At 60.9% G+C, this 14730-nt stretch carries 14 protein-coding genes; 12 read left to right on the top strand and 2 right to left on the bottom strand.

The window, feature by feature from the left end; translation table 11 throughout:
• Positions 1–5 precede the first annotated feature (5 nt).
• The 9 genes from GZH91_RS16085 to GZH91_RS16045 all read left to right on the top strand — a co-directional run bounded on the left by GZH91_RS16085 (position 6) and on the right by GZH91_RS16045 (position 7634).
• Positions 6–917: a D-alanine--D-alanine ligase gene (locus tag GZH91_RS16085; protein WP_170227462.1), complete on the top strand. Its 912-nt coding sequence runs from the start codon at positions 6–8 to the stop codon at positions 915–917.
• Positions 907–1692, top strand: a complete 786-nt coding sequence (locus GZH91_RS16080) for a cell division protein FtsQ/DivIB (RefSeq protein WP_223264637.1) — start codon at positions 907–909, stop codon at positions 1690–1692. The genes GZH91_RS16085 and GZH91_RS16080 overlap by 11 nt, the downstream gene beginning before the upstream one ends.
• Positions 1689–2924, top strand: a complete 1236-nt coding sequence (gene ftsA / locus GZH91_RS16075) for a cell division protein FtsA (RefSeq protein ID WP_147074801.1) — start codon at positions 1689–1691, stop codon at positions 2922–2924. Before GZH91_RS16080 ends, ftsA begins: the two co-directional genes overlap by 4 nt.
• 73 nt (positions 2925–2997) lie before the next feature.
• Positions 2998–4152 (top strand): cell division protein FtsZ, encoded by a 1155-nt coding sequence (gene ftsZ / locus GZH91_RS16070; protein WP_147074800.1) that lies wholly within the window; start codon positions 2998–3000, stop codon positions 4150–4152.
• Positions 4153–4232: 80 nt separating this feature from the next.
• A complete protein-coding gene (lpxC, locus tag GZH91_RS16065; RefSeq protein WP_147074799.1) occupies positions 4233–5147 on the top strand; it encodes a UDP-3-O-acyl-N-acetylglucosamine deacetylase in 915 nt (304 codons plus the stop codon).
• Between the two features lie 5 nt (positions 5148–5152).
• Positions 5153–5335 (top strand): hypothetical protein, encoded by a 183-nt coding sequence (locus GZH91_RS16060; protein WP_147074798.1) that lies wholly within the window; start codon positions 5153–5155, stop codon positions 5333–5335.
• Between the two features lie 205 nt (positions 5336–5540).
• The gene (locus tag GZH91_RS16055) at positions 5541–6011 is read left to right on the top strand and encodes a DsrE family protein (protein WP_147074797.1); all 471 of its coding nucleotides are present in this window, start codon (positions 5541–5543) and stop codon (positions 6009–6011) included.
• Between the two features lie 364 nt (positions 6012–6375).
• A complete protein-coding gene (locus GZH91_RS16050; RefSeq protein WP_147074796.1) occupies positions 6376–6825 on the top strand; it encodes a hypothetical protein in 450 nt (149 codons plus the stop codon).
• A gap of 26 nt (positions 6826–6851) precedes the next feature.
• On the top strand, positions 6852–7634 hold the full coding sequence (locus tag GZH91_RS16045) for a transporter family protein (protein ID WP_147074795.1): 783 nt from the start codon (positions 6852–6854) through the stop codon (positions 7632–7634).
• Positions 7635–7740: 106 nt separating this feature from the next.
• Here GZH91_RS16045 and GZH91_RS16040 read toward each other — a convergent pair whose 3' ends face one another.
• On the bottom strand, positions 7741–8187 hold the full coding sequence (locus GZH91_RS16040) for a DciA family protein (protein WP_147074794.1): 447 nt from the start codon (positions 8185–8187) through the stop codon (positions 7741–7743).
• An 81-nt stretch (positions 8188–8268) separates the two neighbouring features.
• Here GZH91_RS16040 and secA point away from each other — a divergent pair, with 81 nt between their 5' ends.
• Positions 8269–10989 carry a preprotein translocase subunit SecA gene (secA, locus tag GZH91_RS16035; protein ID WP_147074793.1) on the top strand — a complete coding sequence of 907 codons (2721 nt, stop codon included), beginning with the start codon at positions 8269–8271 and terminating at the stop codon, positions 10987–10989.
• A 54-nt stretch (positions 10990–11043) separates the two neighbouring features.
• Positions 11044–12204, top strand: a complete 1161-nt coding sequence (locus GZH91_RS16030) for a DUF2863 family protein (protein ID WP_147074792.1) — start codon at positions 11044–11046, stop codon at positions 12202–12204.
• Positions 12205–12736: 532 nt separating this feature from the next.
• On the opposite strand, the gene GZH91_RS16025 is transcribed toward GZH91_RS16030, so the two are convergent.
• Positions 12737–13885, bottom strand: coding sequence for a class I SAM-dependent methyltransferase (locus GZH91_RS16025; protein WP_147075085.1), 1149 nt, complete (start codon positions 13883–13885; stop codon positions 12737–12739).
• 48 nt (positions 13886–13933) lie between these two features.
• On the opposite strand from GZH91_RS16025, the gene GZH91_RS16020 reads away from it, so the two are divergent.
• On the top strand, positions 13934–14674 hold the full coding sequence (locus tag GZH91_RS16020) for a pteridine reductase (protein ID WP_147075086.1): 741 nt from the start codon (positions 13934–13936) through the stop codon (positions 14672–14674).
• Positions 14675–14730: the final 56 nt, after the last annotated feature.

Raw genomic sequence — 14730 nt, 5'->3', positions numbered from 1 at the left:
GGGTAATGAAAGCATTTGGAAAAGTCGGGGTACTGCTGGGCGGGCGCTCGGCCGAGCGCGAAGTGTCGCTGAAAAGCGGCGCCGCGGTGCTGGCCGCATTGTTGCGCCAGGGCGTGGATGCGCACGCGTTCGACCCGGCCGAACGTGATTTGCCGGACCTGGCGCGTGCGCATTTTGACCGCGTCATCATTGCGCTGCATGGCCGTTATGGCGAGGACGGCACGATCCAGGGCGCGCTGGAACTGCTGGGCATCCCGTACACCGGCAGCGGCGTGATGGCCTCGGCGCTGGCGCTGGACAAGTGGCGCACCAAGCTGCTGTGGCAGGCAGCAGGCGTGCCCACGCCGGAGTATGCGTTGCTCGATGCAGAAACGGATTTTGATGCGGTGGTGCGCAAACTGGGCCTGCCGATTTTCGTCAAGCCGGCGCGTGAGGGCTCCAGTATCGGCATGAGCAAGGTGACTGCGGCAGGCGATCTGAAGCCCGCCTGGGAAAAGGCGGCACAGTCTGACACGCTGGTACTGGCAGAGCGCTTCATTGGCGGAGGCGAATACACCTGCGCGATTGTGGGCGACAGCGTGTTGCCGATGATCCGCCTGGTGCCGAAAAAGGATTTTTACGATTTTGAAGCCAAATACCTGCGCGACGACACCGAGTACCGCGTGCCCTGCGGCCTGTCCGCTGCCGAGGAGCAGGCTATCCAGGCGCTGGCGCGCAAGGCATTCGAGGTGCTGGGGTGCAGCGGCTGGGCGCGCCTCGATGTGATGCTGGATGCGGCGGGCAAGCCGTATTTCCTGGAGGCCAACACTTCGCCGGGAATGACCGACCACAGCCTGGTGCCGATGGCAGCGCGTGCGGCCGGCATGGATTTTGACATGCTGGTGCTGAAAATCCTGGAGTCGGCCCGTGTGGGATGACGAAGTCGCGCTGGCGCGCCTGACCCGCTGGAGCCTGTGGGCAACCGCAGCCATCGTGCTGTGGGCGTTGCTGGTGATGGCCGCGCGCCTGCCCTGGTTCGACCTGCGCCAGATCAAGGTGAATGGCGCCCAGCATGTCACGCGCGAGCAGGTGGGCCTGGTGGTGTACCAGCACTTGCGCGGCAATTTTTTCTCGGCGGATCTGGAGGCGGCACGTGTCGCTTTCACCAAGCTGCCGTGGGTGCGTAGCGCCAGTGTGCGGCGGCATTGGCCGGATGCGCTGGAGGTGACGCTGGAAGAACACAAGCCGCTGGCGCGCTGGGGCGACGACGCATTGCTGAACACCTACGGCGAGGTATTCCAGGCGGCGACCGCGCAACCCTTGCCGTTATTGTCCGGCCCGCCCGGCAGCGAGAAGGAAGTGGCGCAGCGCTATGCCGATTTCAGCCGCATCCTGCTGCCGCTGCACCACCGGCCAGTAGAAGTGGCGCTGAGCGCGCGCCGCGCGTGGAGCATCCGCCTGGATGATGGCATGAGCATCGCGCTGGGGCGCGAACACATGGACACGCGCCTGGCCAGTTTTGTGGCGCTGTATCCGCGCACCCTGGCCGACGTGGCAACACCGGTGACTTATGTGGATTTGCGCTACCCCAATGGCTTTGCGGTGCGCGTGCCGGTCGCCGCCGTCAGGCATGCCGCATTACACCACGGTGAATTCAGCCAGAATCAATTACATACTGCCCGCATGGTAACGGGGCAAGGAAAGCAGGGATGAGCAGATACAAGGACACGCGCGAACTGATAGTCGGCCTCGACATCGGTACTTCCAAGATTCTCGCGATCGTAGCGGAGGTGTTGCCGGAGGGCGGGCTGGAGGTCATCGGCATGGGCAGCCATCCGTCGCGCGGCCTGAAAAAAGGCGTGGTGGTGAATATCGAATCCACCGTGGGCGCTATCCAGCGCGCGCTAGAGGAAGCCGAGTTGATGGCCGACTGCAAGATCCGCGAGGTATACACCGGTATTGCCGGCAGCCACATCAAGAGCTTCAACTCGCATGGCATGGTGCCGATCAGGGACAAGGAAGTGACACAGCTCGATGTGGACCGGGTAATCGAGACCGCGCGCGCGGTGAATATTCCCACCGACCAGCAAATCCTGCACATCCTGCCGCAGGAATATCTGGTGGACGGCCAGGAGGATGTGCGCGAGCCGCTCGGCATGAGCGGCGTGCGCCTGGAAGTGAAGGTGCACATTGTTACCGGCGCGGTGTCCGCTGCCCAGAACATCATCAAGTGCGTGCGCCGCTGCGGGCTGGAAGTGCGCGACCTGGTGCTGCAGCCGCTGGCTTCCGCGCTGGCCGTGCTGACCGAGGACGAAAAAGACCTGGGCGTGGCGCTGGTGGATATCGGCGGCGGTACCACCGACATCGCGGTATTTACCCAGGGCGCGATTCGCCACACCGCAGTGATACCGATCGCCGGCGACCAGATCACCAACGATATCGCGCTGGCGCTGCGCACCCCGTTGAAGGACGCAGAAGACATCAAAATCGCCCACGGCTGCGCGCTGCGTCAATTGGCCGGTGCGCACGACATGGTGGAAGTGCCCGGGGTGGGCGAACGCGGACCGCGCCAGCTGTCGCGCCAGACCCTGGCCGAGGTGATCGAGCCGCGCGTGCTGGAACTCTACGAACTGGTGCAGGCCGAGCTGCGGCGCAGCGGGTTCGAGGAACTGATGCGCTCCGGCATCGTGATTACCGGCGGTTCTGCGGCCATGCAGGGCATGGTGGATCTGGGCGAGGAGGTGTTCCACATGCCGGTGCGGCTGGGACTGCCGCAATACACTGGCGGCCTGTCGGAAATGATGCGCAACGCGCGCTATGCAACGGGCGTGGGTTTGTTGCTGGCAGGCATGGATCAACAGGAGCGGCATCAGCCGATGAAGCTGTCAGGGAGTTCGGTAAAACAAATATTCGAGCGGATGAAGGGCTGGTTCAGGAATTTTTGATGGGTTGGCAGCAGCGGGTTGAACAAACAGGCGGTTCGGGCAAGTTTTGATTGGTTAGATTAAGGAGATGGCAATGTTTGAAATCGTGGATACACAGACGCAGGATGCAGTTATTAAAGTCATTGGCGTGGGCGGCTGCGGCGGCAACGCGGTTGACCACATGATCGATTTTGGGGTGCAGGGCGTGGAGTTCATCAGCATCAATACCGACGCGCAGGCGCTGCACCGCAACAAGGCCAAAATCCAGCTGCAGCTGGGCACGGGTGTGACGCGCGGGCTGGGCGCAGGCGCCAATCCCGAAGTCGGTCGTGAAGCCGCGCTGGAAGACCGCGAGCGTATCGCCGAGTTGATCGAAGGCGCGGACATGCTGTTCATCACCGCCGGCATGGGCGGCGGTACCGGCACGGGCGCAGCGCCGGTGGTCGCCGAAGTCGCCAAGGAAATGGGCATCCTTACCGTGGCGGTGGTCACCAAGCCGTTCATGTTCGAAGGCAAGCGCGTGCGCCTGGCCAATTCCGGCATCGAGGCACTGGCGCGGCATGTGGATTCGCTGATCATCATCCCTAACGAGAAGCTGATGCAGGTGCTGGGCGAGGACGTCTCCATGCTCGATGCCTTCAAGGCCGCCAACAATGTGCTGCATGGCGCAGTGGCGGGTATCGCTGAAGTGATCAATTGCCCCGGTCTGGTCAACGTCGATTTTGCCGACGTGAAAACCGTGATGTCGGAAATGGGCATGGCGATGATGGGTTCGGCCGTGGCAAGCGGCGCCGAACGTGCGCGCCAGGCCGCCCAGCAAGCGGTGGCCAGCCCGCTTCTCGAAGACGTCAACCTGGCAGGCGCACGCGGTGTGCTGGTGAATATTACTGCCAGCGCCCACCTCAAGATGCGCGAGATTCACGAGGTGATGAACACCATCAAGAGCTTTACTGCCGACGAAGCGACCGTAATCGTGGGTGCAGTGGTGGATGAAAACATGGGCGAAGAACTGCGTGTGACCATGGTCGCAACAGGTCTCGGCAGCCCGGTGGCACGCAGTCAGCCGAAACCGGTGATTGTCAAAACCGGCACGGATGATTTCGTTGCCACCTCGATGGATTATCAAAGCATGGAAGCCGAGCCCGCGGTATTCCGCAACAATCGCCGTGAAGCGCAAGTCGAGGCAATGAAGCAGTCGGGCATGGAACTGCTGGATATTCCGGCATTCCTGCGTAAACAGGCTGACTGAACTGCGCCCGGCTGATCCGGCCTGTTTGGGGCCTGTGCGAATCCGCGCTATAATGCGCTGATTCATTTGGGATATTTGCAATGATCCGGCAACGCACACTAAAAAACGTGATTCGCGCCTCGGGCGTGGGCCTGCATACGGGCGAAAAAGTCCTGATGACATTACGTCCGGCAGCGCCCAATACCGGCGTGGTGTTTCGTCGCGTCGATCTGGCCAGTCCGGTCGATATGCCGGTTTCCGCCGGGCTGGTGGGCGATACCCGGCTGTGCTCCACGCTGGACAATGGTCACGCCAGCGTGGCCACAGTCGAACACCTGATGTCCGCGCTGGCGGGCCTGGGCGTGGATAACGTGTATGTGGATCTGGACGGTCCGGAAGTGCCGATCATGGACGGCTCGGCATCGTCGTTTGTGTTCCTGCTGCAATCGGCGGGGATAGAGGCGCAGAACGCCGCGAAAAAATTCGTGCGGATCAAAAAAACCGTCGAGGTGGTGGAAGGCGACAAACGGGTGCGTTTCGAGCCCTTTGACGGGTTCAAGATCAGCTTCACCATTGATTTCAAGCATCCGGTGTTCGAGAAATCCGGCCAGGAAATCACCCTCGATTTTGCCAGCACTTCCTACATCAAGGAGGTCAGCCGCGCGCGTACTTTCGGCTTCATGCAGGAAGTTGAATGGTTGCGCGCCAACGGCCTGGCGCTGGGCGGCAGCCTGGACAACGCCATCGTCATGGACGAGTTCCGCGTGCTCAACAACGACGGCCTGCGTTACGAGGACGAGTTCGTCAAACACAAGGTGCTTGATGCCATCGGCGACCTGTACATCCTCGGCCATCCCATTATAGGCGCGTTTTACGCGCACAAATCCGGCCACGCGCTCAACAATCGCCTGCTGCGCACTTTGTTGCAGGATCAGAGCGCCTGGGAATATGTCAGCTTTGACGACGAGGCGCGCGCGCCTGCCGGTATCCGGCAACTCCACGCCGCGGCGGTGTAAGTGGCGTGATTGTCGTTCGCCTGCTGTTTGTGCTGACGCTGCTGGCCCTGGCGGTTTCCGGCGGCCTGTATCTGTTCACCGGCAACCGGCGCTATGTCCAGTTTGTCTGGAATGTACTCAAGTTTGGCGTGGTGCTGGTGCTGATCTTCGGTGCGCTGGTGGTGGCTGAGCGGTTTATGCTGCTCTGATTGCGGCGTCCCGGCGCCGCTGCCAGCGGCATATCTGTTGACGCCAGCCTGCCGATTCCTGTGCGTTTCATGGCGCGCATATTTAAATATTCCAGTGTATGGAATATTTCTCCCACCCGCTCCGTCTATATTCGTGGAGCGAGCCAGTTTATTAGCCTGCCTTCGTCATTAATTAAAACCAAATGCGTAAACGCAAGGAGACAGCATGAAATCGAATCTTATCGGCAGTTTGATGATAACCGCTGCCCTGCTCGCAGCAGGCGCAAGTTTGACCGCAACAGCTGCCGGCACCCAGCCGGTCAGCGCATCGTCCGGAGAAATGAAGGGCCTGGCCAAGCAGAAAGTCGTGTTTCAGGTCAGTGACGCCGACCCCAAAAAATGGAATCTGACACTGAATAATGTGAAGAATATTCAACATGATCTTGGCAAGGGGAACGCAGATATCGAAGTCGTTGCCTATGGTCCCGGCATTGCCATGTTGAAACTGGATTCGGAGGTCGGCACGCGCGTGGCAGAGGCGCTTGGCTCGGGTGTGCAGGTCGTTGCCTGCGGCAACACCATGACCAACCTGAAGCTCACCAAAGAGGACATGTTGCCGAATCTCGGATACGTGAAGGCCGGCGTTGTGGAGCTGATGGAAAAACAGCAACAAGGCTACGCCTACATTCGCCCATAGCAGTCTGTCCCGGCCATGACGCCGCCTCGCGCCTTGCCCTGTGACAAAATCCATCCGTTTCTTTTGTTCCTCTGGCGCCGGGACAGCGCTTCGGGTAACGGCTGGCAATAACAGGATGTACATCGCTTGATCATGCAGCCACCGGTTTTTGTCGGTGGCTGTAATCTTTTGACAGGCAACCAGCACGCGTGATGTTCCCGCGCAAGCCGGGTCTTGCAGGAAGTCCATTCATCCCCCCTATCATGCCGTCTGTCGGCCCGCAGTGGACACAATCCAGACACTGGGTTCTGATACCAGTGCCTGGGCTATTCAGGCTTGAGATTAGCCCGGGCGGTCACGGATCATTACCCAACAGGAGAAGTTCATGTTTACTAAAACCCATATTGCTGCCGCACTGGGCGCAGCACTTTTGACCGGCGGTGCCAATCTTGTATTGGCTGCGGGCACGACCACCACCACGGTTTCCGGCGCTACCACCAGCACTGCCAGCACAAGCATCGCGACACCCAAGCAACCGCTCAGCCAGGCATTGACCAGTGTTGGCAAAAATCTTGACAAAAATCCGGACAATCGAGGGCTGAAAAACGCCAGGGAGCAGTTGGAACGCAATCAGGCGCGCATTGAAAAAACCGAAAAGCACGAAAAGGTGGAGCGCGTCGAAAAAGCCGAGCGTGTGGAAAAAGCGGAGCGTCCAGAAAAAGTCGAACGCCCGGAGAAGGTCGAACGCCCGGAAAAGGTCGAACGTCCCGAGAAGGTCGAACGTCCCGAGAAGGTCGAGCGTCCTGAGCAGGTCGAACGTCCAACCCATTCGTAATGTTCTGGCATTTCCAAGGTAAAGCAATGAAAAACATGACACAAAGTGCGATTCTGACTGGCGCCCTCGCTGCCATGATCATGGTCTCGGCCCAGGCAGCCGCCGGGGACTCCGGCTTCGGCCTCACCACGGGCCTGGACTACAGTTCGGGCAAGTACGGCGGCACGCAGTCCACCGACATCCTGTACATTCCTCTCACCGGCAGGTACGAAACCGGGCGCTGGGTTTTCCAGCTCACAGTTCCCTATGTCCGGATTACGGGTCCCGGCAACGTGACCCAGGGGGGAATCGTGTTGCGGTCTGCCCGGACGACACGCACTACCGAAGCGGGTCTGGGGGATGTCGTGGCGGGTGCCACCTATAACGTCTATGGCGAAACCGGGTCGAACCCATTGCTGATCGACCTGACCGGCAAGGTCAAGTTCGGAACGGCGGATGAGAAAAAAGGCCTGGGCACCGGCGCCAACGACTATTCTGCGCAAGTGGATATGTACAAAACCGTTGGCCTGTTCACCGCCCTGGGCACGGTGGGTTACAAGGTGATGGGCAACGCCCCCGGGCTTAAGCTGGACAACGTGTTCTATGGCTCGGTGGGCGGGGTATACAAGATCACGCAGCTAACCAGTGGCGGCCTGATCCTCGATCTGCGTCAGAAGGTAACGCCAACCGGCGCGTCGCAGCGCGGGGTTACCGCGTTTGTCAGCCACAAGATCAACCAGGACTGGAAAGCCCAGGCCTATGTAGTGGATGGCTTTTCGAATGCCAGTCCGGACTGGGGCGCGGGTGCAATGCTCACGCGGTCTTTCTGACCCGTACGCCACTGCCCGGCGATCTCTCCTGAACACCGCGGGATGGCAGAACGGGACCCCCCGGTCTCGTGGTTGCGGTGCCCGGGGAAACTGCGGTTGATCGACGCTAATCCGGACGGTGCCGGGCGAGCAAATGGTCCAGTGCGGACTTGAGCTCGCCCGCCTCCAGCCGGTCACGCAGCTGCGCGATATTGTCCAGCCCGGCGCGGCTGATTTCCCGTTTGTGCAGCGCGTGCATTTGCACCGCTATGGCCTGGGCGCGCACCTTCACCTGCAGGTTTGCCGTTGCTACGCCCTTGCCGCGCAATGCTTCTGCCAGCGTGGGTAACAGCTGACGCAGTTTGGCGGCGGCAGCGCCGTTGCCGCAATAAATCGTGACCTCACCGGCATCGCTTTTCCCGATATGGGATACCCCAGCCAGACTGGCTGGAACCACTGTCTCCCAGATGCGCTGCAAGGCGAGCAGCGCCTGAACCTGCGCAGCGAGCTGCCGCAATTTGTCGTTCTCGGCAAGAAAGGCGTGAGCCTGGCGGGCAGGCAAGGTGGGGCGCATGGGCTGTCTTCGGAATGCAATCCTGAGTATGGTAACATTGCCAGATTTTCTCGCAACGCGTCAAGGATTTACCCCTTAGCCATGATCTCTTCCCTGCTGAAAAAAATGTTTGGCAGCCGCAACGAGCGGCTGGTCAAGCAGTATATGGCCAAAGTCAAGGCCATCAATGCACTCGAACCCGCCATCCGGAAGCTCACCGACGCCGAATTGCGCGCCAGGACGGATGAATTCAAGTCCCGCGTGGAAAACGGAGAAACCCTCGACCAGCTGCTGCCGGAAGCGTTTGCGGTGGTGCGCGAGGCGGCTCATCGCGTGCTGGATCAGCGCCATTACGATGTGCAGCTGATCGGCGGCATGGTACTGCACGACGGCAACATCGCCGAGATGCGCACCGGCGAAGGCAAGACCCTGATGGCGACCTTGCCGTCCTACCTCAATGCCTTGTCGGGCAAGGGGGTGCACATCGTTACGGTGAACGATTATCTGGCCAGCCGCGATGCCGCGCAGATGGGGCGCATCCATAATTTCCTCGGCCTCAGCGTCGGGGTGAACCTGTCGCAGATGCCTCACGACGAAAAACAGGCCGCCTACGCCGCCGACATTACCTACGGCACCAACAACGAATTCGGTTTTGACTACCTGCGCGACAACATGGTCTACCAGGTCTACGAAAAAGTGCAGCGCGGCCTGAATTTCGCCATCGTGGACGAGGTGGATTCGATCCTGATTGACGAGGCGCGCACACCGCTGATTATTTCCGGCCAGGCGGAAAACAGCACCGAGCTGTATCTGGCGGTGAACAAGGTCATCCCCAGCCTCACCCGCCAGGAAAAAGAAGACGGCGAGGGCGATTACTGGGTGGACGAGAAAGCCCACACCGTGCTGCTGTCCGAGGCCGGACACGAGCGCGCCGAGCAGTTGCTGACCGACGCAGGCCTGTTGCCGCCGGGTTCCAGCCTGTATGAAGCAGCCAACATCGGGCTGATGCACCACATCTATGCCGGGCTGCGCGCCCACGCGCTGTATCACCGTGATCAGCACTATGTGGTGCAGGACGACGAAGTGGTGATCGTGGACGAATTCACCGGGCGGCTGATGTCCGGGCGGCGCTGGTCGGAAGGTTTGCACCAGGCGGTGGAGGCGAAAGAGGGCGTGGCCATCCAGAAAGAGAACCAGACGCTGGCATCGATCACCTTCCAGAACTATTTCCGTATGTACAACAAGCTGTCCGGCATGACCGGCACGGCCGATACCGAAGCCTACGAATTCCAGCAGATTTACGGGCTGGAGACCGTGGTCATCCCGACCCATCGTCCGATGATCCGTATCGACAGGATGGATCAGGTGTTTCGTACCGCGGCCGAGAAATACCAGGCCATCATCAACGATATCAAGGATTGCTACGAGCGCGGCCAACCGGTGCTGGTGGGCACCACCTCGATCGAAAACAACGAATTCCTGTCCTCCCTGCTGAAAAAAGCCAGGCTGCCGCACGAAGTGCTCAACGCCAAACAGCACGCGCGCGAGGCCGAGATCATTGCCCAGGCGGGTAAGCCCAAAGCCATCACCATCGCCACCAACATGGCGGGCCGCGGTACCGACATCGTGCTCGGCGGCAGTATCGAGAAGGAACTCGAAGCCATCCGCCTGGACGAGAGTCTGCCGGAGAGCGTTAAGCAGGCGCGCACCGAGGCGCTCAAGGCGGATTGGCTGCCCCTCCATGAGGCCGTGCTGGCCGCCGGGGGGCTGCATATCATCGGGACCGAGCGCCATGAATCGCGGCGCGTGGACAACCAGTTGCGTGGCCGCTCCGGGCGCCAGGGCGATGCCGGTTCCAGCCGTTTTTACCTGTCGCTGGAAGACCCGCTGCTGCGTATTTTTGCCTCCGACCGCGTGGCGGCGATCATGAACCGCCTGAAAATGCCCGAAGGCGAAGCCATCGAGCATATCTGGGTCACGCGCGCCATTGAAAATGCCCAGCGCAAGGTGGAGGCGCGCAACTTCGACATGCGCAAGCAGTTGCTCGAATACGACGACGTATCCAACGATCAGCGCCGTGTGATCTATCAGCAGCGCAATGAATTGCTGGAAGCGGATGATATTTCCGAAACCATTCACGCCATGCGCGCGGATGTGCTGAAGAATATCGTCGGCGAATACATCCAGCCCGGCAGCATGGCCGAGCAGTGGGACGTGGCCGGACTGGAACGCGCGCTGGCGGCGGAATTCCAGTTGCAGCTGCCGCTGCAGGAATGGCTGGAGCAGGACAGCAAGCTCGACGAAGACGGCCTGCGCGAGCGCATCGTGGCCGAGGCCAACACGCGCTACCAGGACAAAGTCACGCATGTGGGCGAGCCGGTGATGCGCCACTTCGAGCGTGCAGTCATGCTGCAAAACGTAGACAGCCACTGGCGGGAGCATCTGGCGGCGCTTGATCACCTGCGTCAGGGCATCCACCTGCGCGGTTACGCGCAGAAAAACCCCAAGCAGGAATACAAGCGCGAGGCTTTCGAGTTATTCTCCACACTGCTCGAGACAATCAAGCGCGAAGTCACGCAAACCACGGTCACCGTGCAGATCCGTTCGGAACAGGATGTCGAGGCGGTCGAGACAGTCAGCCCGCTGGCCAATGTGGAATACCGTCACGCCGATTTTGACGAGGTATTGGCAGACAATCCCGATGCCGCCGAAGCCCATGCACCGGCGCAGCCGATACGCAATGAGGACAAGGTGGGGCGCAACGACCCGTGCCCGTGCGGATCAGGCAAGAAATACAAGCATTGCCACGGCAAATTGAGCTGACGCGCTTTGGGGTGACGCCTTGCCGCGTTACCCAAACCAACCCGAACGATACTGATGAAACGACCCCGCCTTCCCCGCACACCGCGCCTGAGCCGCGACGCCAAACAGCTGCTCCGCCTTGCCATCGCGCTCAGTGTATCGGCCAGCCGTGTGGAAGACCGCTTTTGGGCGCACCAGCTGGATGCGCAGATTGATAGCGTGCTCGACAAGGGCCAGGAAGACACGCTGGAATCCGCCCTGGATCAGCTCTGGACCGCCAACCCGCCGGCCTACGATGCGCTGGCGCAGGCCATCGAGACGCGCAGCAGTGGTCTGCTCAGTGCAGACGGACAGGATATATTGCTGATTGCCGTGCCGGTACAGGCATGGTCGCGTTACAGCATTGCGGCGGGCGCGATTGCACCGGCGCGGCTAATGGAACTGCGCACCCAGTTGCACGGCCATGTGCTGGCGGCGGGCGCCCGGCTGGCGCTGGCGGATGTCCTGTTCAGCCCGGACCAGTTGCCGCGCGGTTTTGCCGCTACACGCACGTTTGCGCGCGGCCTGGCAGATGCCGCCGGGCAAGAACAGGACATGCATGTCGACCCGGCCAGCCTGGCGCAGGTCATTCCCTTCGTTGCCGATGTGCGCTATGTGGTGGGCGCGGTGATGGTTGCGCCGGGTACAGCGGTGTTTCGCTGGCAGGAAGCGCAGCACAGCCGCGAGCAGGTAATGCGCGACTGGCAGGCGTACGGCGGCGCAGTGCTGCAAACCATGCTGCCCGCTTGCATCATCGAGGCGCTGCTGCCCAATGCGTATTTCAACGCCTGGCGCGAGTCCGACCTGGCCGGACGCGGCTGGGGGCTGCGTGCCACGATGGACTATCTGAATGCCGTGCTGGCGCTGCCCGCAGCCAGCCTGTGCGCGGTGATAGCGCCATTCCATGACCATGTGCTGGAAGAATATCGGGTCGGTTTTACCCGGGTGGGCTCGAACGACGTGCTGCATGGCGTGGTGTGGCCGCTGATTGGTAATGAAGACGAAAACACCGAAGTGACCAGCGAAATCGAGACCATCGTGCGCGCGGCCGGGATTGGCGAAGTGCTGATGCTGAGTGAGCGGATGCCGCTGGAATATTGTGACGACTGCGGCGCGCCGTTGTTTCCCAATCCCGAGGGTGAGCTGGTGCACGCGCAAATCCCGGAATCGGCCGAACCTGCCCCGCATCTGCATTGAACCTAAAAACCGTAGTTGACCGCTCATTTCCCTCATGAGAGGCGCATGAATACTGAGTGTTCCGCCTTCGTTCGCATTCACCTTCTGGGTGACATCGCTACGCGCCCGCCGGTACGTCCGGTCGCGCGCCTGCCTTTGTCGCGCCTCGTTGCAGGCCCCGGCCTGCCGCCTCGTTGCTGCGCGGCAGCCACACGCCCAAACGCACCATCGGGCGCGTCCAACTGCGGTTTCTAGGTTGAACTTGAAAACGGCGTTATGCACGAGGAAGCAGTGAAGGCAAAAGGCAAGCATGGCAAGGGAAAAAGCAAAATCTAATTCCAATGTGAATTGGACTTGGATTTTTCCTTTTGCCTTCTTGCCTGCCTCCGTGCTCCGCGGTTAACTGTTTTTTCCAGGTTGAAAATGCCGCGCAGCGCGAGTTCATTGCGCGCGATGGCCATGCCGGTTTTTTCATCCCCAGTGCGGCCCGCCCGCACTTGATCGCACTGGCTTCCACACGGTGCCGGAACCCGCGGCGCCGGCCCTGATTGCCCTACAGTCTGCGCTGCCGGTCGCCCTGGATAAAGCCCAGCAGGGCAATGTCCAAGCCCTTGCACAAGGCGATCACCTTGAACAGTTCCCCCATCTCGGCGGGGCTCATCAGTTTTTGCAATGCGCTGGCCTGGGGCAGATACGCGCCGGCATCGCTTGCCGGAGTGAGCGCCAGCAGATCTGTTATGCCGCAGTTGATGAGAAATTGCGCCTGGCTGGTGTAGCCTGCCAGACGCATTCCCGCCTCGATGCCGGCTACGGCCATCGCGGTGAAATCCACATGGGCGGTGATGTCCTGCAAGCCGGGAAAATAGAACGGATCAGCGTGTGCACGATGACGGTAATGGCACATCAGCGTGCCCTGATTGCGTTGCGCGTGATAGTACTCGCGCTCGCCAAAACCATAGTCGATCAACACCAGCGCGCCGCGCTGCAGGCACTGCGCCAGGCTCCTGATGAAAGCGCTTGCCGCCAGATTGATTTCGCTGAGATAGTCGGCGGGTACGTCAAGCGCGCGCGCAGCATCATACAAACGCCCGGCGGTAAGGGCCTGGTCGCGCCACATGAAGGCGTTATCCGCCCACCCCACGCCACGCTCGAACACGGCACCCTGCGTCCAGCGCAGCAGATTCACCGGCATGGCGTCCAGCACTTCGTTCCCCACCATGCAACCGGTGAAAGTTGCGGGCAATGTATCCAGCCACTGCACCCGCGCCAGCATTTGCGGTGCCTGTTGCAGGATGGTCGTGCGCTGGCGTTCACGCAAGTCGGCGCTCACTTCGAGGATGTAATAGCGTTGCGGCAGGCAGTCCAGCAGCGCCAGTTCGTTGAGCAGATCGCATGCCAGCCGCCCGCTTCCGGCACCGGCTTCCAGCACGTCGCCGCCACAGGTTTGCAGCACCTGCGCCACCTGCCGCGCCAGGCTGCGGCCAAACAGGGGAGAAATTTCCGGCGCGGTGACAAAATCCCCCGCCGCGCCGAATTTGGCTGCCCCGCCGCTGTAATAGCCCAGGCCGGGCGCATACAGCGCCAGCTCCATGTAGCGGGCGAAACTGATCCAGCCGCCGGCCTGGTGAATGGCATCCGCTATATGGCGGGAGAGCACGGTACTATGGGCGAGGGCTTGCGGGCCGGGTGTGGGCAAAGACATGTGGCTTGATTGATAATCGGCAAACCTGAGAGGATAAGGAATAAAGCAATGCAAGGCAAAACAGTATTGATTACGGGCGGGGCAAAACGGGTGGGCGCAGCAATCTGCCGGCTGCTGCATTGCGAGGGCGCCAACCTGATGGTGCATTACCATACCTCGGTGCAGCAGGCGCGCACACTGCAGGACGAACTCAACGCCATCCGCGCGGATTCGGTGACCCTGATCCAGGGCGATTTGCTCAAAACCGAAGCGTTCCCGAACATGGTCGCGACCACCGTGGAAACCTTTGGCAGCCTGGACGTGCTGATCAACAACGCCTCCAGTTTCTACTCCACGCCGGTAGGCGAGATCACCGAAACCAACTGGAACGACCTGATCGGCACCAACCTGAAAGCGCCGCTGTTCCTGTCGCAAGCCGCGGCCAATGAACTGCGCCGTCGCCACGGCTGCATCGTCAACATCGCCGATATCCACGCCGAGCGGCCAATGAAAAGCTACGCGGTATACAGCATCGCCAAGGCCGGCGTGGTCGGGCTGACGCGCTCGCTGGCCAGGGAGCTGGGGCCGGAAGTGCGCGTCAACGCGGTCGCGCCGGGGCCGGTCTTATGGCCTGAAGACGATGCCATGTTCGACGAGCTGTCACGCCAGCGCATCATCTCCCACACCATACTCAAACAGGCCGGCGAACCTGAAGACATCGCGCGTGCGGTGCGCTATCTGGTGTCCGATGCCGGCTATGTGACCGGGCAGGTGCTGACGGTGGACGGCGGGCGCAGCGTGCGCTTGTAACAAAATAGCCGTTTTCAGGCTCATGTAAAATACATGCCGTTAAGCGATTGATAAAA

The organism is Sulfuriferula plumbiphila, assembly GCF_009938015.1.
Taxonomy (GTDB): Bacteria; Pseudomonadota; Gammaproteobacteria; order Burkholderiales; family Sulfuriferulaceae; genus Sulfuriferula; species Sulfuriferula plumbiphila.
This window is presented reverse-complemented; position numbering and strand designations above follow the sequence as displayed.